The sequence below is a fragment of the Ruegeria sp. D3 genome (assembly GCF_056534465.1).
This window is the reverse complement of the sequence record NZ_JBQFPK010000003.1, coordinates 372100-399094: the sequence shown is the minus strand read 5'-3', so window position 1 is coordinate 399094 and position 26995 is coordinate 372100. Positions and strand designations below refer to the sequence as shown.

Sequence of the window (26995 nt, the reverse complement as noted above, 5' to 3'; positions counted from 1 at the left end):
ATGTTGTCCAATACTGTAAAAATTGCGCGACGTTTCCAACGGGCGATCCGCATCGATGCAGATGCAGCAGATGTCAATGCGTTAAAGGGATTTATTTGCCCGAGGTCCTCTGCCGAAACGATCATCGCCACTGCAAATAGCGTTGCCGAGGTTGGACAGGGGGCATTTACATGGACCGGGCCTTTCGGTAGCGGAAAATCCAGCCTAGCAGTTGCATTTTCCGCACTTCTGAGCAGCGATACTTCGCTGCAAAAACTAGCCATCTCCGCCTTCGGAAGAGACGTGGCGGCGCAAGTTCACTCGCTTCTGCCTCCAAATCGGAAAGGCTGGATGACATTTCCAATCGTTGGGCGCCGAGCGTCTCCGCGGGAAGTAATTGCCGAGGCTCTACTCCGCGAAGGGATGCAATTTCAAACAGATTTAAATAGCCTATCGGATGCCGATCTCGTTGAAATACTCGCAAGTCGCGCGCAAGAAGACCCTGATGAAGGTGGAGTGTTACTTGTTATCGATGAAATGGGTAAGTTTTTGGAGGCCGCGGCTTCCGACGGTGAGGACGTATACCTTTTTCAGTTGTTGGCGGAAGCCGCTTCGAGGAGCGAGGGCCGTTTTATTGTCATTGGGATATTGCACCAGGCCTTTGAAGAATACGCTGGTCGCTTATCGCGTGAAGCACGGGACGAGTGGACTAAGATCCAAGGACGCTTTTCTGATTTTGCTGTAAACGCGGCTGGCGAAGAGCAAGTTGAAATCATCGCTCGCGCTATTGAAAATGAAAATCAAGCAGATCAACCTGGGCGTCTAGCGAAAGCTATCGCCAAAGAAGTCCGCAAGCACAAACCAAGTCTAAGTGAGGGCTTCTCAACGACACTTGAGGAATGTCTGCCTTTGCATCCGGTCGTTGCTTGTTTGCTGGGACCGATCTCACGAAGACGGTTTGGGCAAAACCAGCGTAGTATTTTCGCGTTCCTGAACTCAGCAGAGAGTTATGCTTTTCAAAATTTCTTAAAACACGCACCAGACGGAGCGATCTACCAGCCGTTTAGCCTCTGGGATTATTTGCGTGCTAACTTAGAGCCGACAATTCTTTCCTCACCCGATGGGCATCGGTGGGCAATTGCCTGTGAGGCAATTGAGCGATGTGAAGGACTTGGAGGAGTGGATACTCACCTTCGGCTTTTAAAAACGATTGCGCTAATTGACCTTTTCAAAGAGCGATCTGGGCTATTGGCTACAACAAAAATACTTGAAACGTGCATTGTAGGTGTTTCTAAGCGCCAAGTAGCGGACGCTTTAGCACAACTTCAATCCTGGTCTTTGGTTGTCTACCGTCGGTTTAACAATGCCTTTGTGATTTACGCAGGTAGTGACTTTGATATTGATGACGCAATCCGTTCAGCGGCAGATCAAATCGACAATGTCGACTTTGGCGCACTTCAGCGATTGGCAGGATTGCAACCAGTTCTAGCCAAGCGCCACTACCACGAAACCGGAGCATTGCGTTGGATGGACTTCTCCCTTGTTCCTGCGAACCAATTAAAAGACGCCTCAGCGAGGAAAGATAACAGAATAGGAGTCTTTGGCGACTTCTTGCTCGCGATTCCGACAGCCGGAGAAAGCCAAGCAGACTTGGAAGCGGCATGCGCCGACGTTTCAACCGAAAGCGGGTCTACCCTTATTGTAACTGGCTTCACACCTCCTTCCATGCCAGTTGTTCAGTTGGCTAAGGAATTGGCGGCGCTGGAATTGGTGCAGCTGGAACATCCCGACCTAGCAGGAGATCAAGTTGCGCAACGGGAGATCGCAGCGCGTCATGGCATGCTCGAAGGGCAGCTTCAGTTGGAATTGAAACGCGCAGTTTCAGCTACTACTTGGCTCCTTCCCACCGGCGAGAAGAAACAACTTAGCGATCTCCAAATCAATGCGTTCACATCAGAGTGCGCTGACGCTCTGTATAATTCGAGCCCTCGAATTCAAAGTGAGATGCTAAATAGAACACGCCCGTCCGCTAACGCCGTTGCGGCGCAAAACATCCTCCTTCGCCGCATGGTCGGGAATAGTGATGAAAGTCGGCTGGGGATCGAAGGATACCCTGCAGAGGGAGGACTTTATGCTTCTGTTCTTGAGGCAACCGGCCTACACGTTAAACGAAAAACCGGCTTCGGGTTTGCAATTCCAAACTCCAAAAAAGATCCGTTTTGTTTGTCCCCACTATGGCACGCCGCATCTGCCTACTTACAGGAGCATGCAGATCGTACGGTTCCAATCAGTGAAATCTACGAGATCTGGAAAGCGCCACCATTCGGAGTGAAACCAGGTTTGATGCCGGTTTTGATAGTGGCGTTCATACTTTCACGTGGTGAACACGTATCGGTGTATCGTGAAGGCGTGTTTCAAGCACGGTTTAAAGATGTAGATGTCGAAATCCTCGCCAAAGACCCGAGTGATATTCAAGTGAGATGGCTGGATCTCGGAGAGCTGTCCCGAGATTTGCTATCGTCCATGGCAGAAATTGTTCGGGACCTAGACGAAGAGAACCATTTGGAGAACTTAACCCCAATCGATGTGGCCCGAGGTTTGATCGCGGTCTTCGACAAATTGCATCCTTGGACGAAACGAACTCTACAGTTGTCTGGTAATGCGGCTAAAGTTCGAGACCTATTTAAACATGCAAATGACCCGAACAAGTTTCTTTTTGATGATATTCCAGCATTGTTTACTGGCGTTGAGCTTACGTCGTCAATAATCACTCAGAGTGTTTCGAACGCCCTCAGGGAGGGACTTACAGAGCTTTCATCGGCCTATGAAACTATGATGGGCCGCTTTTCAGAACTCATGTTATCCGAATTAAAAGTGCCTAACAGTTCTGCACAGTCACTTGTTGAACTAACGGCCCGCGCAGAACTCGTGCAGAGTGTAGGCGGCGATTTTCGGCTGGATGCTTTCTCAGGCCGTATACGCGAATATGACGGTTCGCTGTCGTCCCTTGAAGGGATAGCTAGCCTAGCGGCAAACAAACCGACAAGAGACTGGACAGATCGAGACCTCGAAAGGGCGAGGCTTGAAATTGCCAAGCTTGCACAAGAATTTGTGCGAAACGAGGCATATGTTTTCGTTAAAGGACGTCAACCTAAGCGACACGCGATATCAGTCATCGTTGGCTCGGAAGAAAATAGGGCGCCAGTCGCCCACGAGTTCATGATAACTGATGAAGACAGGCTTCGCGCCGAAGAAATTGCAGATACTCTACAAGCGACATTGGAGAACTTGCACGATCTAGACCGCGAAGTCGTTTTAGCTGCGCTAGCGCATGTAGCGGCACAACGAATTCTTGAAGATGAGACGGAACGGGAGCTAGTTTAATGCTAGATGCAAATAAAAATGAAACGAAGGTGATGCATGTGCTAGGCCTTTCCGGCGGTCGCGACAGTGCAGCTCTCGCTGTGTTCATGCGCCAACATCATCCCGAGCTGGATATCGAATACTTCTTCACCGACACCGGGCAGGAGCTTCCTGAAGTCTATGAATACCTGGGGAAACTAGAAGGTTTCCTGGGTAAACCAATTTTGCGCCTAAACCCAGATCGCGACTTTGATTTTTGGCTAAAACAGTACAACAACTTTTTGCCGTCCGCCCAAACGCGTTGGTGCACTCGACAGTTAAAGCTCAAGCCATTTGAAGAATGGATCAAGGCTTACCTTAGAAAGGAGTATACCGTCTATAGTTATGTAGCCATTCGCGCCGATGAGACTTACCGAGACGGTTATACGTCAAAACATGACAAGCTGATCGTTCGCTTGCCATTCAAGGACGTTGGGGTTGATAAACAGGGCGTGCATGATTTGCTGGATGGAGCCGGCTTAGGTTTGCCAGAATATTATCAATGGCGTTCTCGAAGTGGTTGTACATTCTGTTTTTTTCAGCAGAAAATAGAATGGGTTCGGTTAGCAGAACGCCACCCGGAGGCCTTCGAAGCCGCCAAGGCCTATGAAAAAAACGCTATTGAACACGGCAGCCCGTTTACTTGGTGTGAGAAAGAGTCATTGGACGAACTAGTTAAACCTGAACGTGTCGAGGAGATCAAAAGAGATCATGACGCTAGGGTTGCACGCGCGATTTCTCGACGTCCGTCAAACCCGCTTCGAGACGAAGACGAGGCCGTCGACATAGATGAGTTGTACGGCCAATCAAAGGTTTGCTTGGCTTGCCACAAATAGGCGTGCCTTAATTAGTGGATAACCCTTATCAGGAATCACGAAGAAATACGACTTGCGATACGTTCGGTGTGTGAACTGCAAGCTCAGTCGGTTGAAGAGCCTGGACCAATTCAAGCAGGTTATTCAATAGTTCTTTTATGTCCCGCCGATATGGTGCTGGATCGTCGTAAACGTCGGAATGCATCTTTTTTGACAACGCGCCAAATGAAACGGAGCCACCACTTTCGATGACCGAAGACAACAACCATTTGTATGCATTGCTGCGTTCTAGTTTGGAGCGACTTTCCCAACGCAGAGAGTCATCCAATGAGTTTTGTGGAAAGTCTGAACAGTACAAGTCCCGTTCCTCCTCAAAAATTTCTTTCGGCCACTGGAAATACGAGGCTGTGGAGTCTAGTGGCAATTGGCTGACGAAATCCTCCATTAAATTCAAACGATTAAGATCAACTGGCACTCCTTGGCTCCAAAGATTCTCAGCAATCTCAATGTCACGAGCTGATGGTACTCCCTCTGTGCTAAGTTCGTCGTTGCAATATCCAACTAGTGCCAAGCCTTTCCCGGTTAGATTGGCGCTGCCCACGTACAGAACGCTGTCGAAAAAATAGAGTTTAACGTGTAAAGCAGTAGAAATTCGCACCTGAAACCCAGAACCAATAGCGGTCTTAAGAGCTGAAAGCGAACAAGCGCCAGATAAAACGTCTGATAGAGTGCAACGAACCAATAAACGATCTGAGTTGGATATGGTTCGAGAGTTGATTACGTGTTCTATTCCCAACTCCGTCACAAAGGCGCTGTAAATCCAACACCTTTGCGACGAAACGAATTGTAGAGCTAGCTTACGTTTCAATTCAGCGGTTGGTAAAAGCACCTTAGGATTGCTCCAGCTGTAGTAGAAGCTTCTTAATCCAGCTTCCCCACTTGTCCCTGAATTCTTCCAAGACGTTTTGGGACTTATCATCATATAATTCATCTTCCGCTCGAGCTGCGGCCAATAAAAAGAGATTCATCGCAATGGCTTCTTGAGTATCCGGGCCCTTGCAAATTTTGTCATATAACTCTTTTTGAAAAGGGTGGCGCCCATTCAAAGCGATAGTCATTACGTTTCCTGGGCGTTCAATGGTGTAGAATTGGTTTCCTGGCCACGACTTTTCGGTAATTGTTACACCAGAAGATTTTATTTCATCCACCATTTCTTCCACAAGATCTGGCGCTACGTCAGTCCCATGTTCTTGAATTATCATATCCTTCAGAGCAGCGTCTTGCTCTTCAACAGTAGTATTGTGTTGTTCATTTTGAGTTCGCGTTTTGGAAGGATCTGATTTGAACTTGTCCGCCGCCAGTTGAGCGCTCTGTGCAGCCGGGTCTTTTTTTCTATTACTCACGGTTCGCCCAGTTTCTGGAGCCAAACTATCAATCCTAGCTTTTATCGCCTTGTGCGCCGTTTTGAATCTTTTGCTCAGTTCCGCTCGTAAAGCGATTTTGTGGTCAAAATCGACATCATCTTCGCTCATCCCTTCATGCAGCGCGTCAGCCTCTTCGCGTTCAATATAGTCAATATCGCGTACGGCCTGCTTATTGTTTGTAACGCCAAACAACTCATCAAGTTCTGGTTCAAACCGAATTTCGCAACCCCAATAACGCTCTTTTAGTTCTTGTGGGTTGAAATAACCAAAAACGCCAAAATCTATTTCTCGACCTGCCCTTACAAATGATATGCCCGTATTTGCTTTATAGTGGGCAATCACGTCAGCGAATTCAGAATTGCGCGTCCACCTAGCAATGTCTTGCCGGATCATGGAAAAGCGCATCTCTACAAAAGAAGTTTCATTTCGTTTACCATGCTTCACGGGTATGCGCTGTACATCGCTGTAAACTTCGTTTGTTGCTTCCTTGTTGTAGCCAGGGAGGTTATTTGGAGTCATCAAGTATAGTGGGTCATTGGGTAGAAGCTCTACACTTTCGACATCTTTGTTGTTCGGTTTGACAATTAGTATCTTGATGCTCCGTTGGCGCCCATAAGCGTCGTCATCATCCAAAAAGTGCCTGTAAATCCGGCAGAAGCTCGCTTCCATACGGTTTACGAGTGTTTGGGTTCTTTTCAAATCTAATCTATCGCAGTTTTCCCAAACTACTAGAGAACCACTTTCCTTAATTGAGACATCTAAATTCTTGAGAATTTCACCTGGGATTTTACACTTCTCGACAGGGTTCGTTTCTTGTTGTCCGGTATTTTTGACTTCTTCAATGTCAAGGTATGTCGTCAGACATTCGCCCTCTTGCCATGAATAAACCCTAACTCTCTTGCATTGGCTAATTGATGCTAAAGGCAGTCCAACCCCAAACCGGCCGATTCCGGAGCGAGTATTTAGTCGAGTTCCCTGGGCGAATGCCAAGCAAATTTTAATAACTTCCTCGGGCATGCCGTGACCGTCATCGTAAACAGCCAGTGACTTGACATTCGCCACTGTTCTCTGAACGCTTACAGTCTCCTCAAACGCTAAGATCCTGATGTTGTCGGCCTCTGCCTGAATGGAATTGTCAACTAGCTCAGCGAGTGCCATTGAAGTGTCTCGGTATCCTGCGTCCCGAAATGACTCAATCGCGGTGGAAGCAGGGAAGATGTATGTGGTCATGAATTCGTATTCCAGATATTGTTGAAGTAGTTGTAGGCCATGTTTTCTGAAGGCATTCCGTTTATGTTGTCGATCACGTCGATGACGCTCGCCCGTGTGTTCCCGCCATTTTTTGGTCCTCGAATAGCTCGGCCTATCATTTGCGAGTAAAGAACGACTGAGGTCGTTGGGCGAGTTATGAAGACCGTGTCGGTATTCGGAGCATCAAATCCGGTTGTAAGCACGCCGTAGTTGATCAGAAATCTGACATCCCCATTCTTGTAGTCTTCGATAGACTTTAGACGATCCCTCGCCTCAGTTTTCCCAGTAACTAATTGAGCTGGGATGTTTTTGGCAACGCAGAGGTCACTGAGCAATTCTGCGTGCGCTATCGAGCAAGCGAATAAAATGACTTGTCTTTCAGCATCAGCAAGCTCCATTATTCGGTTAAAAATCAACATATTACGCTCATATTGCCCTCCAAGTCTCTTAAGGAAGCTCTCAGGAAGCTCCATGACCTGTGACAACTTGGTAATTTCGCCATCGGAAAGATCTACGGATACGTTGGTTTCTATTTTTTCTCGGTCGAGACGAGCTAGTACTCCCAAGTCTTGCAAGTAGCCAATTCCATCTTCCAACTCATTCCCATTATCGTCGCAGAGTCCGACTTTCTTGTTGTGGAAGAAGTTGGAAAGCTCTCGGTTTTGTTCCTCGTCGTCACTTCGTCCCGGTGTAGCGGATAAACCGACGATACGTGGTGGCGTACTCGCTGTAGCAAGAGCGCTGATGGCCGTCTCGTATGTAGGCGCAGTGGCTTTGTGTGCTTCGTCAACGACAATCATTCTTGTCGCCGAGCCAATCGATCTCAACAGACTAAGGTCCTTATTGGACGATGTCAGCAAGGCATAAATGGATTGAAAAGATGCGACTACAAAGCCTCTAGAGGGAACTGAATCGGGCTTTTCGAAACTGCCCCAAATTTTGATAATATCGGCTTCGTGGTCGCCCTTAAGTGACCAGCTTCTTTCAATTGCCTCAACCGCTTGCGTACAAAGCTCTTCTGAGTGAGCGAGCCATACGATCAAAGCTGGTCCGGGAGGTTCCGACCGAAGAGCGTCAACCATCAATTCGCAAGCGGTTCTGGTTTTACCAGCTCCCGTCGGCATGTGAAGCAGGACACGAGAAGCAGGCGCACGCAAGGACTCAGAAGCCCTTACCTTCACGTTAAACTGGTAAGAATGCAATTGAGCAGTCAAGTCAATGGAAGAAACTGGTGCCGGTTGTTCCATAGGGATGGGCGGAAGGAACGCATCATCTAGTTCCAAAGTTTGCACAAGTCTTTGAGCGCTACTAGAACGGTTTGACCACGTTACGCGGGAGCCGTTTCCAAGAACATAGCTTCGATCAAAGTCGTCCAAATGATCGATGATCAAATTTCTAATTTGGGCGTTCCCAAGTATTGAAGAGCCATACCTATGTAAAAGGATATCAATGAGGTTTGGTGTAGTGACACGGACACGAAACCACTTTTCCATATTCTCGAGTGTTTCAATGCCAACAAGTTCAGAGAGCTTTGCAACTCCCAAGCGAGACAGCACACTTTGGAATTTTTTCTTTGTCAAATGGTAGCACCCTGTAGCTTCGAAGCGGATTATGTTGTTTCTAGCGACGGCAGTTTCGCGAAACGGATAGCTAACACTGTTTCGGCCCAAGAACATGGTCCAGAATGCTTCTTTCAGCTTCGACATAACCGTCTGTCGCCATTCTTTGGAAACCGTTGCTCATTTAGTTTCAAAATGTCGACGCACGTTGTGAAAGTCCGCCAAATTTTTTCGATTCTGTGACAAATTTCAGATGGTTCGTTCGGAAGTGCGTGTTTTGGATGGTCCAACTTGTGTGCCAGCATAGGAACGTTTTTCGCGCCATTTTAGTTTGGTTTTTGGAGCTGGTAGACTACACTCAGCATACGGAAGCGGCATCTTAGAAATGTGATTACTGTGCTAGACCTTCTCGACTACTCTCGCCTCTGTTGGTGAATTCAGCGTTAAACAGATTTGTCTTACACTTGGCGAGAAGCTCTCGTCGTTCAGGCGCGCACCCGAACTACCCCGGACGGCGAACCCTCTCAACTCCAAAGAAATCGATTTCACTAAAATGAATGTCGCTGCAAGCCGCCTCAACTTGGATTGAAGCCTCTTTAGAAATTCAGCCGACACTTTTGTTGCTGACCGCAGAAAACTTGCCTCGTATCCAAGTTAAGCAAGAACAACCGCGAGCGCTTCGGCGAGCTAAGCACGAACTGGTAGCAGTTCTTCACCCATCAGGCGGGGCTGGATACTCAATGGAATTTGTGGCCAAATGAAAAGGTTTCGATAAGGATCGATTAGTGGCGTATTGGTGGACGCTAGCTCTATGAAACAGAAAGTCGGAAAACTAGTTGCAGGTGTGCTTTACATAGAATGCAGCGCTATTGACGAGTTGTCTCCTAAAGACGCTAGAATGTACAAACAGGCAATTTCTTTTGTTCCTTCAGAAGTGGCTTGGTCGGTTTTGAAAATCGATAGGCGTAGAAATGGAGTTTCATTTCTAGACTACGAGCCCTTCGAAACCGTCGCGTTTCCAGCTCTAAGACAGAGTTTCCGCGTGGATTTGTCGAATGGCCAGGTGAAGACCTCAGTGTTTTCACAAAGAAACCCGCCGATCCTTCATCGAAAGGAACTCCTTTTGTCCAATGATGATCCGCGCCGGTTCGAATTTGCGGCGCTCACAAAGCGCATAGAGAACTTGGGCCTTTTTAAAGACATGCACAAAATGGGCCGCCGAATCCAATGGCAGGTAGCACTGAAGCGCGCAGGACTAGATAGAAATGGCTCTGCTGAGGTTGTTTGAGCGTAGAGAAACTGCCCAACAAATTAGATGATTGAATAATACTAGAATAAAAGTTGTCTCGGTAACGGAGGCCTGGAGGGAGTTGGAACAAGTTGATCGCTACAAGACTGCAATTGGACGGTCCATGTTATCCGCGCCCATGTACGCGCTGCAATCTGCCGGAATAATTTCCCCAAGAACTTCTGTTCTCGATTATGGGTGTGGTAAAGGTGACGACGTGTGCGCACTCACCCAAGCGGGGTTCAACGCAATTGGATGGGACCCACACTTTGCTCCAAATCCAGACGCGTTGGCTGAAGCCGACGTCGTAAATTTGGGTTTCGTGCTTAACGTCATTGAAGACGAGGCAGAACGTCTTAATGCTCTGCAAACTGCTTTCAGCTACGCTCGGTCGTGTTTAGCGGTGGCAGTGATGTTAGTCGGGCGTGGAAGCCTAAACCACGTGCGACCTTACAAAGACGGTTTTTTGACATCACGAAACACATTCCAGAAGTATTATTCACAATCGGAGCTTCGCGACTTCATCACTTCATCTTTGGAGATAGCGCCTGTAGCAGCTGGCCCCGGCATATTCTTTGTCTTTAAAGATCAGACTGCCGAACAACGTTTCCTTTTTCGTCGACAAATCGGAGTTCGCCATACGACTGCGTTGATTAACGGACTGGAAAAGACAGAACGTTTTGTTCCCTCATCTGAGCTTTCCAAAGATGATCGGAACATTTCGCGAGATATAAAAGAACTCGTTACTGAGCTCGGAAGGGCCCCACACGAAAGCGAAGTTCCCAAAAGAATTGCAACGAGGATCGCGGGGTCTAAGCGCTCGCTTTCTTACTTCGTCAACCAAGCCGCAGCTAAGTTTGCCCCTGGTGAACTGGAATTTATTGCCGAGACCAAAATAGATGAACTTAAGCTGTTTTTTGCGCTCAACGCGTTCTCGAAGCGACCACCTTACAATGAGCTCGCGCCCGAGCTGCAGCGTGATGTCAAAGCTTTTTTTGGATCACATCAACGTGCAACTACAGAAGGTCAAGCTTTGCTTTTTTCGATTGGTGACGCTGAACAACTTTTTAAAGATGTTGAAGTCGCTATAACAGAAGGCATAGGTAGGTTGGTTGATGATAAGTTCCAATTTCACAAGGTTGACCTACCAAATCTCTCTATAAGACTGAGAGGTTTTGTTGCAATTGCCGAACTCTTGGCTGGTGATTTATCAGGTGCTCCAATTCTTAGGATCCACATTGAATCAAAGAAACTAACAGCTCTCTATTATGACGACTTCGACAGCTCCGCGCTTCCTAAGCTTAGCAAACGAACAAAGGTAGACTTCAGAAGCTTCGACGTTGTTCCGGTGGACCACATCGCAAGAGAAGAAGTGAAGCTTCTATTTTTGCGGTCGGAATACCTGCGAACTGAACACCCTCATTTCGAACGGCAGAAACACTTTGATGAACAAGTTCAAATGCTTGACGGCTTAGAGTTTGACCTTGAAGGTCCAGACCTCAAGTCGTTTACTCAGAGTCTAATAAGCGCCAACATTCGAATTCCGAAGTTCGAGTAGTTATCTCAAAGAAACTGTGGCTACCAATAGTTTTACCGCGTGGCTGTAAAACTCTGGATCCCTTCCATGGGGTGCGTCCGAGAAGGCAAAAAGAGATCTCTTCATCAATAGATCGCACCACTTGGCCAGTTTCCACTCAAGTAACCCAGGCAAAGCCGACAAAGACTGCGCCTCCAATTCTGGACACCTGTAACATGACGATACACTTAGCGCTGTTACTCAGCCTTTGTTGTATTGGCCCAAAGAAGTTGGGTCAGTTCCTCAGAACTGGCAGCGGGTGCCTGCGTCAAGTTTCAGGAAATCCGAAACAAGACGCGTGCCATCCCTCTTCATTCTTAAGTTTCAAGCATCTTGAGATGATAGTTCTATTGGCCGACGCCGTTATTCAATTCGACTCATTGAACCTTGGACTCCTTTTCCTGTCGCTCAAACGTTTTCAGCTCTCCAAGGAAGTGTCTGCCCACCCTCCGCCTAATCTCGGTCCAATCTTCGCCACCGAAAGGTTCTGCCGACGCAACGCGGTCGTCCCAAGCACCTCTCAAACGTTCCACTTTCACATCCCGCCCTTGATTTAGACATGACACTCGGAACTTCGACTTAAGATCTGAAATGTGCGTGTGTGTCACCCAAACAACTCCCAAAGTCCCACACTCCTCCAATTCAACTGATTGTAGAATCCAGCAATCAATCGTTGCGGGGTCGTTCGAAAAGACTGAAAACTCGGGTCTCCCAGACAAACTAGAAACGACTTTGCGCAGATCCGCATCCATTTCGTTTGCCACACTCCAATAGTTCTCCAAGACCATTGAAATTGCCGTTTTTTGGATTGAGGACAGAACTGGCTTCACTGCGTTCGTATAGTTCTCAAAGCCATCTTCAATCAGGAACTCGATTTCTGCCAGCGTTAGCTCAGTGCGCGAGGAACCGGCCTTCAGAAAGCATACCCAAAGGCCTTCTGGAAGGAGAGGAAATTCGCAGCGAACACAATTCAAAAAGCGTTCTGCCATTCGTTGCACGATATCGTGCGGCGGGATGAAATCACGTTCTTTCGGTCGGAACTCTCCGAACATTGAGGCTTGGCTGTACTTGAACGGGTACAATAGGTCGGGTTTCGTCGGCCCATTTTCGAACAAGTCATTCATGACGCCAGTCTTGTGGATCTGAAACGTTTCGTATCTTTTCGTCATTTATACACCTTGGTGGCAGTTGAAGATGCCCCCAAGGGTAGGCACCACGGATCCGGCACTCAAGCCAGAAATCTCTTCAAGTCATTGTTTTAATTAACTTTCAAGGATAGTCTGAATTTCTCAAGGATAGGCAAGAATAGTTTCAAGAATAGAGTGTTGCCAACCGGCAACATATCGCCTCTCTATCCTTTTCAGACAGTGGCCATTTATCCTTGCCTACGACGCGGACCAGTATTTTCTAAAAAGACTTGGCCGGCTGTCCTGACTGAAATGGACTACAGCTGCATTGAGAATAAGGCGTTAAGCAATCAGAAAAACATCTTAATATGGGGTCAAATGGTACAGGAATGGTACACAGACTGATTCCGGTGAAAGCAAGCGATACCCGCCGAAAAATTTTACAAATATTTCAGTGATTTAATGGTGCCCGGGGGCGGAATCGAACCACCGACACGAGGATTTTCAATCCACTGCTCTACCCCTGAGCTACCCGGGCACGGGAACGGCTGCTGCCGTTGGGTGGAGGCGTTCTATGACTTGCCACTGGCAGTGTCCAGAGCCTTTTTTACATTTTTTCAATGCGGACGCGAATGAGCGGTTTCTTCGCCCTCAACATCGGCCTCAGCGTCTTCCTCCCTCTGAGACGGGACCGCATATGAACCGTTCAACCACTTAGCAAGGTCCAGATCGGCACAACGTTTTGAGCAAAACGGGCGGTACGCCTGAACAGTGTCTTCAGCACAAATCGGACAGGTCATTTCAGCACCTCGCTCAGCGGCAACCGAGCCCGTCTGCGCTGCAATTCAAAATGCCCTAGCGGCGTCCAGCCTGCCAGTGTTGTTTCGATCGGGTCGGTCTTGAAGGCCGAGCGTAGCGCAGATTCGAATCCTCTGCGGTCCTTCTTGGGCATCGGCGCCAGGTCAAGCGTGATCTGCCCTCCTAAACCCCGCACACGCAACGCGCGGGCAAGCGCTTTGGCGCAGGCAAAGTTGGCCTTCGTACCCGCCGCCAGAGATGTATCGGCACCAGTGTTAACATCGACGGCGACCAATGCGCGTGTAGGCTGAATGTAGAGGTGCCCTCCGCCAGGCAAAGGCTCAGAGATACCGCGGGCCGTGTCCAATGCCTCCAGCACGCCATGGGCGCCGAAACTACCTGCGCGGGTTTCGACCTCGGCCGGGTCGGTCCAGTCGCGCCAGGCCAGAACATGAGGCCCGTCGCCTTCAAGAAGCAGTTCCGGCTCGGTTCCGGGGTCATTCACCACAGCGTCCGCGTGGGCCAGCATGGTGCTGATATCTTCAGCAATCTCACCTGCATCCTCACCCGCGCAGCACGAGCGCAGGATCAGGCCGTAATCGCTGCCTTCCATCACCTCGTGCGCGATCTCAAGCAGGCGGTCACGCTCATCGTCATCGCGGATCGAGCGCGAGATGTTCAGACCGGGCGCGTCGGGGGTGACAATCGCATAACGGCTTTTGAACAGGACACGATCGGTCACGGGCAGGGCTTTGCCCGGCTCGGCATAGCCCGTCACCTGCACCAGCAGCAGCGCACCGGGGGCAAGCCCCTTGACCTGCCGCAGAAACGCGGGGCCGTCGGGTGTCGACAGGAACATGCCGCCCTGCCCTTTTACGGGCCGATCTGCGCGAGCACGGTAGATTGTGCCCGGTGCAGGCGCATCGGCGGCGATCAGGAAATCATCCAGCTTGCCGTCGACCATCAACGCGGCCGCCTCGCGGTCGTTGATGTGATCCAGAACGATAGTACGACCCTTCATGATGCCTCACGATACAGGGGATAGCCGATACCTTGCAAAAGGGCGGCGGTTTCAGACAGGGGCAGACCGACGATACCGGTGAACGATCCCGAAATCCACGGGATGAACGCACCGGCAGGGCCCTGAATAGCATAGGCGCCCGCCTTTCCCTGCCAGTCTCCAGTCGCCAGATAGGCGTTGATCTCAACATCCGATAGACGCTTGACCTTGACCTGTGAGACCACGTCGCGTTGCAGCACCCGATCCCCGCGTCGCACCGCGACCGAGGTAATTACCCGGTGGCGACGCCCGGACAGGGCGTACAGAAACTCGGCCGCTTGGCCTGCATGTTCGGGCTTGCCCAGAATGCGGCGACCCAGCGCCACGGTGGTATCGGCACACAGCGTGATATCGTCGCCATCCGCCTGCACCGCCTGCACTTTTTCGCGCGTGATGCGGCTGCAATAGGGAACCGGAAGTTCGCCCTTCAGGGGCGTTTCGTCGATGTCAGGGGGGCGGATCGCATCGGGCTGCACGCCAAGCTGAGCCAACAGGTCCAGCCGCCTTGGGCTGCCCGATCCGAGGATAAACGCCATGAGAAAAGGCGTTACTTGAAACGGTAGTTGATCCGACCCTTGGTCAGATCATAGGGGGTCATCTCGACCTGAACTTTGTCGCCAGCCAGAACACGGATGCGGTTCTTGCGCATCTTGCCTGCCGTATGTGCGATGATCTCATGGCCGTTTTCCAGCTCGACCCGAAACGTCGCATTAGGCAGGAGTTCCTTCACGACACCGGGAAATTCGAGCGTATCTTCCTTGGCCATGTTGTCTCCACATTTACGTTGCACTCGCAGAATCTGCGAGGATGTGCGCTTAAATGAGCCTATTTCGGGCTTATTTCAAGGCCGGAATCACGAAAGAGCAGAGATTGTGACCGATTCGACTCGGGGCGTTTGCTCATCCCAATGGGTTCGGTTCAGCACATGGCCATCAGCGCGGACCTCGGCAATGGTCGACAGGTCGATATTGGCGTAAGTCCAGCCGGGTTGGTTCAACTGTCCTTCGGCCAACACGCCGGTGCCGGGGAACCCTTTGTCAGGCGGGCCGAAGATACCGCCCGTGCCGGTGTTCATATCCACGGCATCGGACCACTCGTTGCTGCCGACCAGCGAAGCCATAACCGTCACGCATTGGTTTTCCAGCGCGCGCGCCATCGCGCCGATCCGCACCCGCCAATAGCCCGAGAGCGCCTCGGTGCATGAAGGTACAAGGATCAGGTCAGCCTCACTCAGCGCGCGACCCAGCAGGGGAAATTCACTGTCATAGCAGATAAGAACGCCGATCTTGCCCAGTTTGGTGTCGAACAGTTTCAACGGTCCGCCGGGGGCTATATCCCAAGCCTCACGCTCAAACCGGGTCATGATTTGCTTGTCTTGGTGATCGTGCTGGCCATCGGGCGCATAAAGCGCCGCTCGGTTCAACGGGCGGCCCGGCCCATCCACAACCGGCGCAGACGCGCCCAGAATATAGGTGCCATATTCGCGTGCCAGCCGTTGATGCAGGGCCTGCGCATCTGCCATCCGGTCCGACACCGCGCGGATCGAACGTTCCAGATCGCCTGCCACATCGGCCCCGTCCAACGTCGACAGCTCCATCGCGCCATATTCGGGAAAGACCAGCAACTCGGCCCCCTCCCCAGCGGCCTCACTGACCCAGCGGTTCAGCTTGTCCTCATACTGCGCCCAACTGTCGAGCCAGTCGAGGTCATAGGCGGCGGTTGCGACTTTCATGGGCTGCGTCCTTCAGCATTGGATTGAAGCGACCCTAGGACAGGATCGCGCGATATGTATAGACCCCGCCGAGACCCGACGGGAAAGTGAATTGGCTTACCGATCCAGACTTGGTTCAATAGGGTCAGGAGGATCACCATGCAAAACCCCGAAAGCTTCGAAAAGTTCTATTTCGCCAAGGTCGGTATGGGTGAGGCCTGCGGCTGCGCCGAACGTGTCATTGACGTTTTCGAATTCAATCGCAAAGGCGGGGCACAGACAAAATCCGAGGTTCGACTGGAAAAACCCAAACGCCGGTCCTTTCGCGGATGGGCGGTGAAGTACGGCCTTCTCAGCCGCAAACAGACACACTGACACCGAAAGGCGCAGCTACGCGTTCAGATCCCTGATCCAGAACTGCAACGGTTTCTGCGTCTCGCCGTCTTCTCCGATATCCTTCCACGAAAACTGCGCCACGACACCGGGTAAGGGTTCATACCCGCGTGCCCGCCAAAACGCATCCAAAGGCCTATAGGTTTCTGGTCGCATCGGATGGTCGACAGGGCGCTGCACACTGCAAAAGGCGCATTTCGTAAAGCCCAAAGCGCGAGCATGAGATTCGCGCTGGTCGAAGAATTTATGGCCAACCCCCTGCCCCCGATAGTCCGGCAGCAGAACAGATTCGGCGCAATAGAAAACATCCGACAAACCCACACCTGACCCGTCAAAGGCCGCAGCAAAATCTTCGGCATGATCGGCCAGAGGCGCACCGGTTGAGGCTCCGATCAGGCGGTCGCCGTCAAACGCCCCTACCACGATGGATCGGGCACTCTCGCGGTAGGCTTGCAGGTATTTCCGCTCGTAGCTCAGATCCCCATCATAGAGATAGGGCCACGCGTGAAACACCTTGATGCGCAACCGGGCCACATCGTCCAGCGCGGCCTCAAGCGCCGCTCCGGTCAGGGGGTGGACCGCTGAGACCTCAGCCATTCGAGACCTGCTTGGTCCAATCAGCCAGATTGTAGAAGGTAGTGACCCGGGTGATTTTCCCGTCCTTCAGGTCAAAGAACGACCCGGCGGGCAGACGGTAGGTTTGACCATGCGCTTCGGGTAGGCCGTCGTCAGTTTCAAGATAGGTACCGTTCACGATGAACTCGGCCGCAGCGCGCGTGCCACCTTCGGCGTCGAACACCACGATATCGGTCAGGTTCTCGCGGTAGCAGCGGTTCATATGGGCACAGAAGGCAGCAAACTTCTCTTTGCCCACACGAATCTGCCCTTCATTCACGTGATGGGCAATGTCATCGGACAGGCAGGCCAACATGCCATCGACATCGCCTGCATTGAAGGCATCGAAATAGGTTTTCACGGTCTGGTTCATGGTCACTCCGTCGGTTCGCCCCAGCGGTCCTTCAGATGTTTGATGATCTGATCGCGGGTCTGTCGGTAGTGAGTTAGCTTGTCTTCACGACTTTCGCCCAGTCCGGTAGGGTCCATTATTGGCCAATAATCGACATCCAGATGAAAAATACGGGTCAAATCCAACGCTCGCCTTTGGCTGGCGGGTGACAATGCGACGATCAGGTCGAACGAGCTGAGGTCATCGCCCCATTCCTGCATCTCGTCGAAGGAACGCGACCTGTGTCGCGAAAGCTCAACGCCGATTTCCTGGCAGACCGCGACGCAGAAACCGTCGATCTCCAGATCGTTATGGACACCGGCAGATTGCACATAGGTACCGGTGCCGTAGAACTTTTTCATGATGCCTTCGGCCATCGGGGACCGAACCGAGTTGTGGTCGCAACAGAACAGAATGGACTGCGGCAGAGACGTCACCCGTCAGCCCCCAAAGTGCAATACGCAAATCAGCGTGAACAGGCGGCGGGCGGTATCGGTGTCCACTTCGGCCTTGCCATCAAGCCTTTCCTGCAGGACTCGGCTGCCTTCGTTGTGTATGCCGCGCCGCGCCATGTCGATGGTTTCGATCTGACTGGGTGGCAGCGACTTCACCGCATCAAAGTAGCTTTCGCAAATCTGGAAATAGTCTTTGACCACTTGCTTGAAGGGCCCCAGCGAAAGGTGAAACTCGGCCGCCTTCTCTTCAGCCTCAGTGGCAACGTCAAAAACCAACCGTTTGTCGCGGATCGACAACTGCAGGTGGTAGGGGCCATCAGGCACGACACGGTCATCGCGTTTGGGCAGCGCGAAGCTGTTATCCTCAAGCAGATCATAGATCGCGACCTTGCGCTCCTGTTCGATCTCAGGCGTCGGCGGAGGCAGGTTTCGGTCGTCCAGTTCGATATGCGAAATACGGGTCATGGGTGTCTGGTCCATAAGGGTTGAGACAGCCATATCGTAAGAAAAGTGAATGGGCAACGCGCAGAAAATCGGTCTAGGCCAATTCGTCACAAAGGATGTTTGGCGGGGTCAATCCCGTGCTTTGACAGGAGTGTATCGACCAAAGACCCCCGGTTGATCTCCATTTCACGAAACATCTTTCGGAACCACGAACCAAAGAAATGGATCGACATTTTGTTTTGCCACTCCAAAAAATCGAGCTTTGACATATCCGGGTCATTCCACAACCTGCGATGCCTTAAAGGTACGGCATACAGCTCGGTTCGGGCAGAATTCATGTCGTGTTCTGGCGAGCCATAAATGCAATGGAAAAAAAGTGGTGGTCCCAGAGTTGACAATGGGAGGCTCCAATATGAGGAACGGCCGTAGAGTTCGCGATACACCTTCTGATGATCCTCCGACCACCAGAATGGAACAAGATCGCTATCAAAGGCAAAGCGACACATCTTTTGCAGCGCGGAACTGTCGCACGGCAAGGCGACAACGCCGTTCATCATGCGCTGCCGCGCCAAATTCGCTTTTGGAAAAAGATATCCTGCGTTGGTTTCGAATGGCCGAAGGGCATAGGCATCCGCATCGACCCAGATATAGTCGGTCTGTTGCATGAGCTTTAGACGAAAAAGATCGGCGTGAACGGCAACTGATCGCGTGATCGGGTCACGGTAGATTTCAGAAACATCAAAGATTTCCCGCGCATCGCGCGCTTCGACGTAGTCCGGAATGTCTTCAAGCTCGCCATAGTGGTAAACAATGGGCGTCTGGTCGACATCCGCAAAGGACTTCAGGCAAAGGTGCTCCAGATAGCTGAACCGCTTGCCGATCCACAGTGTTGCTACACGTTCCAAACTTACTTCTTCCGACGTTGTCACGTCAGCAAGACGCCTCCGTTCCGTGAGTAAGATCAAGACATATTGTTTAATGAATGAGAATGGCGCAGGGCGTTGTGACCCTCAAACCATAGCCAATTAGTCGTTCAAGCGTTTCAATCTTGCAGTGACCGACAAGCCATGTGCCTCAAGGCTTTCCGATTTCGCAAGTTGTTCGGCCGCAGGGCCGATGGCCCGCAGCGCAGCAGGTGTCATCTGGCTGAGTGTCGTGCGTTTGAGAAAGTCCATCACGCTCAGCCCCGAGGAAAACCGCGCCGAGCGCGCCGTGGGCAGAACATGGTTAGGACCACCCACATAATCGCCGATGGCCTCAGGAGTGTATTGACCCAGAAAAATTGCGCCCGCGTGAACGGTTTTCTTGCTGAGCGCCACAGGGTCGCCCACGCAAAGCTCAAGATGTTCCGGAGCGATCCGGTTGGACAGGGCTGCTGCCTCGTCCAGATCACGCACAGTGATCACCGCACCAAAATCACGCCAGCTGGGGCCGGCTATTGCGCGGCGTTGTATTGTCTCAAGCCGCTTGTCCACGGCCTCGGCCACCGCCTGCCCGAACGCCGCATTATCGGTGATCAGGATCGACTGTGCACTTTCGTCATGTTCGGCTTGGCTTAGCAAATCCAGCGCGATCCAGTCTGGGTCGTTGTCCTTGTCGGCGATGACCAGAATCTCGGACGGGCCCGCAATCATGTCGATGCCCACCTTGCCGAACACACGACGTTTTGCAGCAGCGACAAAAGCGTTGCCGGGGCCGGTAATCTTGTCCACCGGCGCGACCGAGTCAGTGCCGTAAGCCAGCGCTGCAATCGCCTGAGCACCACCGATGCGATAGATCGTATCCACACCTGAAAGCTGCGCCGCCAGCAGGACAAGCGGGTTCACCACCCCATCCGGCGTCGGCACCGCAATGGCCAGCCTTTCAACCCCCGCCACCTTGGCCGGAATCGCATTCATCAAAACCGAGGACGGGTAAGACGCCAGCCCGCCGGGCACATAAAGCCCCGCAGCAGACACCGCCGACCAGCGCCAGCCCAAAGTCGCCCCTGCTTCATCCGTCCATTCGTGATCCTCGGGCAACTGCTTTTCGTGATAGGCGCGGATGCGCGCGGCGGCCAGCTCCAGCGCGGCGCGATCCTCATCCGAGACCTGCGCCACCGCAGCCGCGACTTCTTCGGCAGAAAAGGCCAGAGTGTCAGGCGTCAACTCAAGCCGGTCGAATTTCGTGGTCAGCTCGATCACCGCGGCATCGCCCCGATTGCGAACATCTTCGATGATCTCAGCCACAATCGCGTCTACATCCGGGCTGTCCTCGCGTTTTGCTGACAACAATGCCTGAAAGGCGAGCTCGAACTCGGGCGAGGTCGTATCAAGGAAAACGGGCATGAGCAGGCACTCCGAACGGGATTTTACCGGGACATATCGCCCGCAGCAGATGGTCTCAACCCTTCGTCGGGTGGGTGCAACGATTTGCGCATAGGATAATGTCGCATTCCGCACCAATGTTCGGGCGCAGCCGCATCCTGCCAACCATATCGGCGATAGAATGCACGCGCTGTTGCGGTGGCGTTCAGATGCGCAATTGTGCAGCCTTGCTGCGCAAGCTCGTGCTCCATTCGAACCAGCAGGGCCAACCCGACACCGCGCCGAACATAGGCCGGATCGACATACAACGACGCGATTTCCGACCCGAAGCGCAGAGCCCCGACGCCCGAGACTTGGCCGTCCATTTCGGCCAACCAAAGTTCGGTTCCCGATTGCAACCAGCGTCGGATCGTCTGGGGGTCTTTGTTCGCACTCCATGCCGCCAGCAGATCGGGATCTTTCCGATGATCTGCTGCACCAAGGTAGGTAATCGACCGGATCAACACCTGACTGACCTGAAACACGTCGAACACGGTCGCCGAACGCAAAACCAGACCCGTTGAGGGTCCGGCAAAGGCTTGTGCTATGCCCCGTTTATTCCGGATGATGCGGAGCCTGACCAGAAGGCGCCTGATAGGGCCGGGTCACATCCTTGAGGGTGACGCCCAGAGCCTCGACCGTCAAACGGATCGCTCCGTCCCCGGCCAGCGTCAAAACAATATGACCGGCGCCATCTTCGCCGGGCTCGAAATCAACTGACAGCAGGGACATAACCATGTCCTTGTCGCTGCGGTCCACCCCCTGGCTGGCAACCGACAGGACGGAATCGAAAACAAGCAGCGCTTGGACCCGTTCAAACGGACGGTCACGTTGGCTCGCAGCATCTTTGTCTTCCCAGCGGAACCGGTTCAGCAAAAGACCAAAGCGACGCTCCGACGGACGCCATGTCATCTCGGTGATGGGGAACACCGCGTCCTGCGTCAGGGTCGAAATCACCTGAAGGTCATCCGCATCCTCTGCCCCCAGGTTCAGCGGGGCCTCACGACCGTCGTGGAAACTTGCGTCTGTCATTACTGGCCCTTGATCCGTTCAATCTTTGCACCCACGCCTTCCAGCTTGCGCACCACATGTTCATATCCCCGGTCCAAATGATAGACCCTGCTTACAGTCGTCTCACCTTCGGCCGCCAAACCGGCCAGAATCAACGAGACCGAGGCGCGAAGATCCGTCGCCATCACCGGTGCACCTTTCAGACGCTCGACGCCCGTAACCGTAGCGGTACCGCCATGGACCTCGATATTGGCCCCCATACGTACCAGTTCAGGAGCGTGCATAAACCGATTTTCGAAAATCCGCTCTTCAAGAACGGACACGCCTTCGGCAGTGCACATCAGCGCCATCATCTGCGCCTGCAAATCGGTCGGAAATCCGGGGAAGGGTTCGGTGACAACATCGACAGACCGTACGCGTCCGTTCTTGCGCGCAACTTTCAACCCGTTTGCGGTTTCCGTGACATCAATGCCTGCAGCATCCAGCTTGGCGGCGAAAGAGTCGACAAGAGACATCCGTCCGCCCAGTAGCTCAACCTCGCCGCCACAGATCGCCGGTGCCAACATATAAGTGCCCAGTTCGATCCGATCCGTTACAACCTGATGGGTCGCACCGTGCAACCGGTCGACGCCTTGAATCTCGATTGTCGAAGTCCCTTCGCCCGAGATCTGCGCACCCATCTTCCGCAGACACTCTACCAGATCGACGATCTCGGGCTCACGCGCGGCGTTTTTCAGCACGGTGGTGCCTTTGGCCAGCGTGGCGGCCATGACGATGTTCTCGGTCGCGCCGACAGAGGCAAACCGCATCTCATGCACGGCCCCTTTCAACCCGCCCGACGTTTTGGCGTGCAGATACCCGTCCTTCAACTCGATCTCAGCGCCCAGCGCCTCAAGTCCCTCGACATGCAGATCCATAGGGCGCGCACCAATCGCGCAGCCACCGGGCAACGAGACCACGGCCTCACCAAACCGCGCCAGCAGCGGACCAAGCACCAGATTCGAGGCGCGCATCTTGCGCACTATCTCGTAATCAGCGGTATGGCTGGTCAGGTTGTGGCTGGACATGGCCAGCACTTGTCCGTCCTGCAGCGCCGACACTTCGGCCCCCAGCGATTGCAGCAAGGCAGTCATCGTCTTGATGTCGCTCAGCCGGGGTGCGTTTGTCAGCGTAAGCGGCTCTTCGCTTAGCAGCGTCGCTGGCATAAGCGTCAGACATGCGTTCTTGGCCCCCGCAATCGGTATCTGACCGTTCAACGGACCATTGCCCGTAACCAGAATCGAATCCATGTGCTCTTATCCCTCGTCCTTATCGGTCTTCTCTCCGGATACCGCCCGCGCCTTGGCTTGCGCCTTACGTCGCGCCATATTCGCTTTAAGCGCAGCCTTCAGTCGCTCCTCGCGCGGATCGCCGGATTTGCCGTGTTTTTTTGGTGTATCTTTGTCTGCCATGATCTTTCTCTACAGGAGGCGAAAAAAACCGTCCAGACACCCTTGCGCCGCGTTTCGTTTGAGTCTAATCACCCGCCCACAGCGCTGCTGTAGCTCAGAGGTAGAGCACTCCCTTGGTAAGGGAGAGGTCGAGAGTTCAATTCTCTCCAGCAGCACCACCTTACAATACAATATGTAGATGTGCGGATATTAAGTCTAATGTCCCTGCGCCGACAAAGCGTTATTGCGCAGCATCACCGCCATTTGCCGCGCAATTGAACACTTCAGAGCTATAAATTAGTTCAGACGGCGGGACGCAGCCAACGCTCCTGCCAGAGCATTTTCAATCTCGCCCGGAAAGCTCCGGCCTTTTTCGTGCAGCCCAGCGGCGACCCATCCCACAGTATGTCCGCGCGCACCGATGTCGTTGGCCCTGACCACCATCGGAGAAGTCTTTTCAACCCGAACCAGCGCCATCGACTCTTCCACATCGCTTTCGGACAGGATCATTTTGACCGCGCTGCATATATCCATAGATACCTGCAGGGTCTGATGCTCAAGCCGATGGACGGATTCGGACAACAACCGGGTGCAGAAGGCAGACAAGAAATACCACCGAAAGATTTTGAAAACCCGCTTCTGGAAATCACCACTCGCTTCCATGTTGCAGGATGCGCTTTGGGAAATCTGTTCGAATGCTGTTTGGGCTAACTGTGCCGCTTCACAAATCTGCGCCTCGCGCTGTTCGACAGGCAAGCCGTGCAAACCCGAGAAAATTGCAGTTTCTTGAGTTTCTAAATTCATTTCGGTCCTCCAGCTTTAACTCCTGAGAAGGACATGGGAAACTTCAAGGCCATTCGAATGTGATTTTCTGCCATAAATTAACATGTCAGCCTGATTTCTGACTTTACAAAAGTGCCACAAACTCGCGCTTAAGGCAAACATGCCTAAGATTAACTTATCTTTAAGGGCCAAACTGTGGCCCAGAAGAGGCATTTGAAATGAGGCAGGATGATCGCTTCCGCGCCAAAAAACAGCGCGGAGATGACATGTTCTGGCAATAGTTACGCCCATATTACGGTTTAAACACAGTCAATCTCGCGGAATTGTTGACCAGTTGGATTTTAACGAGGGGGTACAAGCGGGAACACGGGGGTGAGCGCATGTCCAGCCCACCTCGCCAATTGACAGAGCGGCTCCCCCCGTCACCACAGATCAATCGATCTTGCTTTTCTGCGCATGAGGCGTGACCCCGAAACTTGAGCGATACACCCGCGAAAAATGACCGGGGCTTTCGAAACCACATGCCATGGCAACTTCTGTGACCGAGGCTTCGGTCTGCAGCAATAGCCTTTGCGCCTTTTCCAGCCGCAGTTCCATGAAATACTTCTTAGGTGAGGTGTTTAGGTATTTGCCGAACAAACGCTCCAACTGTCGGGTTGAAATGCCAAGCCCATCGGCGATCTGCGATGGAGAAATCGGAGACTCGATACAATCGCGCATTATGTGGATCGCCTTGGCCAGATGGGCATTGCGCATCCCGTTGCGCGATTGCAGCGATACGCGTTGTTTAGCGGTCGCATTTCGCACGGCGTTGTAAACCATCTGGTCGGCCACAGCGACAGCCAGCTCTTCGCCGTGATCCCGCTCAATCAGGTGCAGCATCAGGTCCGCAGTCGCTGTGCCTCCGGATGCGGTTATGTGCTTTTCATCCGCCACAAAGACACTTCGAACAAGATTCACCTCGGGGAATGCTTCCATAAAGGCGTCATGGTACTCCCAATGGATCGCGGCCTGCATTCCGTCTAGAAACCCCGCCTCGGCCAGCAGCCACGCGCCGGAACACAAGGCGCCAATGGCGGTTCCCCGCGCCCGTTCCCGGCGAAGAGTAGACAAAAGCGAACGGGTGACGTGGTTGCGCATGTGAATGCCGGACAAAACGAACAACTGATCCGTCTTTGGCAGATCGCCCAAACCACCATGCACCAGCGTCACAAGTTCGTTCGAGCAAACAGCCCTCTCTCCGTCTTCTGAAATTAACGTCCAATCATAAAGCGTCTGCTCACTTACCAGGTTGGCGATCCGCAAGGGTTCGACCGCGCAGGAGAATGCGAGGTGCGAGAATTCCTCGATCAAGATGAAGGTGATGTGCCGCGTTTTGCGCATGAACAGATCCGGTTTCTATGGGGCGCTATGCTGCACGATTCTTTTCTGTATACAACTTGTATTTTTATAGAATACAGAATGAAAGACCAGACACGAATCGATCAAGAATGGGGCGGACCAGGTGAAAGACGACAGCAAATCCCGCAAAGCGGACCTGACCGAACATCTGAAGGTTGGTATTTTGACCCTGCGCCTGCAGCCTGGAACCGATCTGGATGAGGCACATCTGTCTGATGCGTTCGGCCTGTCCCGCACGCCACTGCGCGAGGTGTTCCGGCAACTGGCCGGTGAGGGTTATCTGGACCTGCGCACCAACCGATCCGCGCGCGTGTCCGAGATGTCATATACCACCCTACGCGATTTCTTTCTGGCCGCACCGATGGTTTACGGCGCCATCCTGCGGCTGGCTGCGCAGAACGCCACAGGAACGCAGATCGACGCCCTGAAGGATGCGCAGCAGGCGTTCAAGGCGGCTTTGCGTGCTGGGTCCGCCGAAGATCGCGCGCTGGCCAACAATCGGTTCCATGACGTGACCGGCGAGATGTCGGGCAATGTCTACTTGTTGCCATCGTTCAATCGGCTTTTGATTGATCACGCCCGTATCGGGATGACGTTTTACCGGCCTCAAACAGCCAAAATGACCGAAAACCTGTCCCAAGCCAGCACCCAGCACGACGCCATCATCGCCGCCATCGAGGCGGGCGATGAGGCGGCTGCTGCGCAGCTGGCCGAGGACCACTGGAACCTGTCACGCGATCAGATCGAGCTGTTCGTGATGCCTGACGCGCTGGACGTGCCCATGGGCGCGCCCCTGTCGAAACCTGCATGAGGACGCAATGAACCCGATTTTCAAATTTGAGGGGATCTATACCCCCGTAGTCACGCCCCACCACGCCGGTGGGTCCGTGAATTGGGACGCCTTGGCGCAGGTGATCGAGTTTCTGATCGACCGTGGCGTGCATGGGCTGATCTCGGGCGGGTCGACGGGTGAGAACTATGCCCAAACGGTCGAAGAACGGTTGGAACTGGCGCGCTTTACGCATCAGCAGTTGCAAGGCCGTCTGCCCTTGGTGGTCGGCACAGGCGCAATGCTGACGGCGGATTCGATCGCTCTGGCCTCGGGTGCGCGCGAGATTGGCGCGGATGCGATCCTGCTGGCCAGCCCGCCCTATGCGGTGCCCACTGATCGGGAAAACGCGCTGAACGCGCTGGCCATCGACAAGGCCGCCAACCTGCCGGTGATGCTGTACAACTACCCGCACCGCACCGGCACGATGATGGGAGAAGAGTTCCTCGACCGCGTGGGCCGCAGCCGCAATTTCTGCGGCATCAAGGAAAGCTCGGGCGATATCAACCGGGTGCATCTGCTGGCGCGAGACTATCCGCATATCCAGCTGGGCTGTGGAATGGACGATCAGGCGCTGGAGTTCTTCGCTTGGGGCGCGCCCTTCTGGGTTTGCGGCGGATCGAATTTTCTGCCTGCCGAGCATGTGGCTCTGTATCAGGCCTGCGTGGTCGAAGGCGATTTCGCCAAGGGTCGCCGGATTATGTCGGCGATGATGCCCCTGATGCGGGTGTTGGAACAGGGCGGCAAGTTCATTCAGACGATCAAGCACGGCGTCACAATGAACGGGATTGACGCGGGGGGGATGCGGCCTCCGCTGAAGGGCTTGAACAAAGACGACAAGCGCGCGCTGGAACAGGTGACGCGGGTGCTGAAAAAGACAATCGCTGATATCGTGGCGGAGGGATAAA

At 52.9% G+C, this 26995-nt stretch carries 29 protein-coding genes and 2 tRNA genes; 9 read left to right on the top strand and 22 right to left on the bottom strand.

Annotated features, from left to right (window positions below; translation table 11 throughout):
- Together ACR0DX_RS06790 and ACR0DX_RS06785 are read left to right on the top strand one after the other, a co-directional pair.
- The gene (locus ACR0DX_RS06790) at window positions 1-3363 is read left to right on the top strand and encodes an ATP-binding protein (protein ID WP_170576969.1); all 3363 of its coding nucleotides are present in this window, start codon (window positions 1-3) and stop codon (window positions 3361-3363) included.
- A complete protein-coding gene (locus ACR0DX_RS06785; RefSeq protein WP_480845571.1) occupies window positions 3363-4217 on the top strand; it encodes a phosphoadenosine phosphosulfate reductase domain-containing protein in 855 nt (284 codons plus the stop codon). The genes ACR0DX_RS06790 and ACR0DX_RS06785 overlap by 1 nt, the downstream gene beginning before the upstream one ends.
- A gap of 28 nt (window positions 4218-4245) precedes the next feature.
- On the opposite strand, the gene ACR0DX_RS06780 is transcribed toward ACR0DX_RS06785, so the two are convergent.
- From ACR0DX_RS06780 to ACR0DX_RS06770, 3 genes are read right to left on the bottom strand one after another with little or no spacing between them, the layout of a single operon-like run.
- Window positions 4246-5085, bottom strand: a complete 840-nt coding sequence (locus ACR0DX_RS06780; RefSeq protein WP_170576968.1) for a phospholipase D-like domain-containing protein — start codon at window positions 5083-5085, stop codon at window positions 4246-4248.
- A 1-nt stretch (window position 5086) separates the two neighbouring features.
- Window positions 5087-6850, bottom strand: coding sequence for an ATP-binding protein (locus tag ACR0DX_RS06775; protein ID WP_170825380.1), 1764 nt, complete (start codon window positions 6848-6850; stop codon window positions 5087-5089).
- The gene (locus ACR0DX_RS06770) at window positions 6847-8577 is read right to left on the bottom strand and encodes a DEAD/DEAH box helicase (protein ID WP_170576966.1); all 1731 of its coding nucleotides are present in this window, start codon (window positions 8575-8577) and stop codon (window positions 6847-6849) included. The genes ACR0DX_RS06775 and ACR0DX_RS06770 overlap by 4 nt, the downstream gene beginning before the upstream one ends.
- 410 nt (window positions 8578-8987) lie before the next feature.
- On the opposite strand from ACR0DX_RS06770, the gene ACR0DX_RS06765 reads away from it, so the two are divergent.
- Genes ACR0DX_RS06765 through ACR0DX_RS06755 form a run of 3 tightly spaced genes read left to right on the top strand, consistent with a single transcriptional unit; the run spans window position 8988 to window position 11276 of the window.
- Complete coding sequence (locus tag ACR0DX_RS06765; protein ID WP_480845567.1) at window positions 8988-9191, top strand: hypothetical protein; 204 nt, start codon at window positions 8988-8990, stop codon at window positions 9189-9191.
- Between the two features lie 50 nt (window positions 9192-9241).
- The gene (locus ACR0DX_RS06760; protein ID WP_170576965.1) at window positions 9242-9718 is read left to right on the top strand and encodes a class I SAM-dependent methyltransferase; all 477 of its coding nucleotides are present in this window, start codon (window positions 9242-9244) and stop codon (window positions 9716-9718) included.
- Window positions 9719-9749: 31 nt separating this feature from the next.
- Entirely contained in the window at window positions 9750-11276 is a 1527-nt protein-coding gene (locus tag ACR0DX_RS06755) for a DNA phosphorothioation-associated putative methyltransferase (protein ID WP_480845565.1), read from the top strand.
- Between the two features lie 395 nt (window positions 11277-11671).
- On the opposite strand, the gene ACR0DX_RS06750 is transcribed toward ACR0DX_RS06755, so the two are convergent.
- The 7 genes from ACR0DX_RS06750 to ACR0DX_RS06720 form a co-directional block, all read right to left on the bottom strand.
- Window positions 11672-12463 carry a hypothetical protein gene (locus tag ACR0DX_RS06750; RefSeq protein WP_480845563.1) on the bottom strand — a complete coding sequence of 264 codons (792 nt, stop codon included), beginning with the start codon at window positions 12461-12463 and terminating at the stop codon, window positions 11672-11674.
- Between the two features lie 421 nt (window positions 12464-12884).
- Window positions 12885-12959, bottom strand: a tRNA-Phe gene (locus tag ACR0DX_RS06745).
- Between the two features lie 79 nt (window positions 12960-13038).
- Entirely contained in the window at window positions 13039-13221 is a 183-nt protein-coding gene (locus ACR0DX_RS06740) for a DNA gyrase inhibitor YacG (protein ID WP_170353266.1), read from the bottom strand.
- A complete protein-coding gene (locus ACR0DX_RS06735) occupies window positions 13218-14240 on the bottom strand; it encodes a ribonuclease E/G (protein ID WP_170353267.1) in 1023 nt (340 codons plus the stop codon). The genes ACR0DX_RS06740 and ACR0DX_RS06735 overlap by 4 nt, the downstream gene beginning before the upstream one ends.
- On the bottom strand, window positions 14237-14815 hold the full coding sequence (locus tag ACR0DX_RS06730; RefSeq protein WP_170724113.1) for a Maf family protein: 579 nt from the start codon (window positions 14813-14815) through the stop codon (window positions 14237-14239). Before ACR0DX_RS06730 ends, ACR0DX_RS06735 begins: the two co-directional genes overlap by 4 nt.
- Before the next feature lie 11 nt (window positions 14816-14826).
- Complete coding sequence (infA, locus tag ACR0DX_RS06725; RefSeq protein ID WP_005978431.1) at window positions 14827-15045, bottom strand: translation initiation factor IF-1; 219 nt, start codon at window positions 15043-15045, stop codon at window positions 14827-14829.
- Window positions 15046-15132: 87 nt separating this feature from the next.
- Window positions 15133-16011, bottom strand: coding sequence for a carbon-nitrogen hydrolase family protein (locus ACR0DX_RS06720; protein WP_170724112.1), 879 nt, complete (start codon window positions 16009-16011; stop codon window positions 15133-15135).
- Window positions 16012-16149: 138 nt separating this feature from the next.
- On the opposite strand from ACR0DX_RS06720, the gene ACR0DX_RS06715 reads away from it, so the two are divergent.
- A complete protein-coding gene (locus ACR0DX_RS06715; RefSeq protein ID WP_170353270.1) occupies window positions 16150-16365 on the top strand; it encodes a hypothetical protein in 216 nt (71 codons plus the stop codon).
- Between the two features lie 15 nt (window positions 16366-16380).
- On the opposite strand, the gene ACR0DX_RS06710 is transcribed toward ACR0DX_RS06715, so the two are convergent.
- The 10 genes from ACR0DX_RS06710 to ACR0DX_RS06665 form a co-directional block, all read right to left on the bottom strand.
- Window positions 16381-16980, bottom strand: coding sequence for a GNAT family N-acetyltransferase (locus ACR0DX_RS06710; RefSeq protein WP_170353271.1), 600 nt, complete (start codon window positions 16978-16980; stop codon window positions 16381-16383).
- Window positions 16973-17371, bottom strand: a complete 399-nt coding sequence (locus ACR0DX_RS06705; RefSeq protein WP_170353272.1) for a ketosteroid isomerase-related protein — start codon at window positions 17369-17371, stop codon at window positions 16973-16975. Before ACR0DX_RS06705 ends, ACR0DX_RS06710 begins: the two co-directional genes overlap by 8 nt.
- Window positions 17372-17373: 2 nt before the next feature.
- On the bottom strand, window positions 17374-17826 hold the full coding sequence (locus ACR0DX_RS06700; RefSeq protein ID WP_170353273.1) for an arsenate-mycothiol transferase ArsC: 453 nt from the start codon (window positions 17824-17826) through the stop codon (window positions 17374-17376).
- Window positions 17827-17829: 3 nt separating this feature from the next.
- The gene (locus tag ACR0DX_RS06695; RefSeq protein ID WP_170353926.1) at window positions 17830-18309 is read right to left on the bottom strand and encodes a UPF0262 family protein; all 480 of its coding nucleotides are present in this window, start codon (window positions 18307-18309) and stop codon (window positions 17830-17832) included.
- 86 nt (window positions 18310-18395) lie between these two features.
- A complete protein-coding gene (locus ACR0DX_RS06690; protein ID WP_170353274.1) occupies window positions 18396-19217 on the bottom strand; it encodes a hypothetical protein in 822 nt (273 codons plus the stop codon).
- Between the two features lie 96 nt (window positions 19218-19313).
- The gene (gene hisD, locus ACR0DX_RS06685) at window positions 19314-20615 is read right to left on the bottom strand and encodes a histidinol dehydrogenase (RefSeq protein WP_170353275.1); all 1302 of its coding nucleotides are present in this window, start codon (window positions 20613-20615) and stop codon (window positions 19314-19316) included.
- A gap of 23 nt (window positions 20616-20638) precedes the next feature.
- Complete coding sequence (locus tag ACR0DX_RS06680) at window positions 20639-21142, bottom strand: GNAT family N-acetyltransferase (protein ID WP_480845557.1); 504 nt, start codon at window positions 21140-21142, stop codon at window positions 20639-20641.
- Between the two features lie 46 nt (window positions 21143-21188).
- Window positions 21189-21665, bottom strand: coding sequence for a DUF2948 family protein (locus ACR0DX_RS06675; protein ID WP_170353276.1), 477 nt, complete (start codon window positions 21663-21665; stop codon window positions 21189-21191).
- On the bottom strand, window positions 21665-22933 hold the full coding sequence (gene murA, locus ACR0DX_RS06670; protein ID WP_170353277.1) for a UDP-N-acetylglucosamine 1-carboxyvinyltransferase: 1269 nt from the start codon (window positions 22931-22933) through the stop codon (window positions 21665-21667). Before murA ends, ACR0DX_RS06675 begins: the two co-directional genes overlap by 1 nt.
- Before the next feature lie 6 nt (window positions 22934-22939).
- Window positions 22940-23095, bottom strand: coding sequence for a hypothetical protein (locus ACR0DX_RS06665; protein WP_170353278.1), 156 nt, complete (start codon window positions 23093-23095; stop codon window positions 22940-22942).
- Between the two features lie 83 nt (window positions 23096-23178).
- On the opposite strand from ACR0DX_RS06665, the gene ACR0DX_RS06660 reads away from it, so the two are divergent.
- Window positions 23179-23253 (top strand) — tRNA-Thr (locus tag ACR0DX_RS06660).
- Window positions 23254-23371: 118 nt separating this feature from the next.
- Here ACR0DX_RS06660 and ACR0DX_RS06655 read toward each other — a convergent pair.
- A complete protein-coding gene (locus ACR0DX_RS06655; RefSeq protein WP_170353314.1) occupies window positions 23372-23878 on the bottom strand; it encodes a hypothetical protein in 507 nt (168 codons plus the stop codon).
- Window positions 23879-24289: 411 nt separating this feature from the next.
- On the bottom strand, window positions 24290-25240 hold the full coding sequence (locus ACR0DX_RS06650; RefSeq protein WP_480845554.1) for a GlxA family transcriptional regulator: 951 nt from the start codon (window positions 25238-25240) through the stop codon (window positions 24290-24292).
- Between the two features lie 121 nt (window positions 25241-25361).
- Between ACR0DX_RS06650 and ACR0DX_RS06645 the strand changes: the two genes are divergently transcribed.
- Together ACR0DX_RS06645 and ACR0DX_RS06640 are read left to right on the top strand one after the other, a co-directional pair.
- Window positions 25362-26069, top strand: a complete 708-nt coding sequence (locus ACR0DX_RS06645) for a GntR family transcriptional regulator (RefSeq protein WP_170353316.1) — start codon at window positions 25362-25364, stop codon at window positions 26067-26069.
- 7 nt (window positions 26070-26076) lie between these two features.
- Window positions 26077-26994: a dihydrodipicolinate synthase family protein gene (locus ACR0DX_RS06640; protein WP_170353317.1), complete on the top strand. Its 918-nt coding sequence runs from the start codon at window positions 26077-26079 to the stop codon at window positions 26992-26994.
- Window position 26995 lies beyond the last annotated feature (1 nt).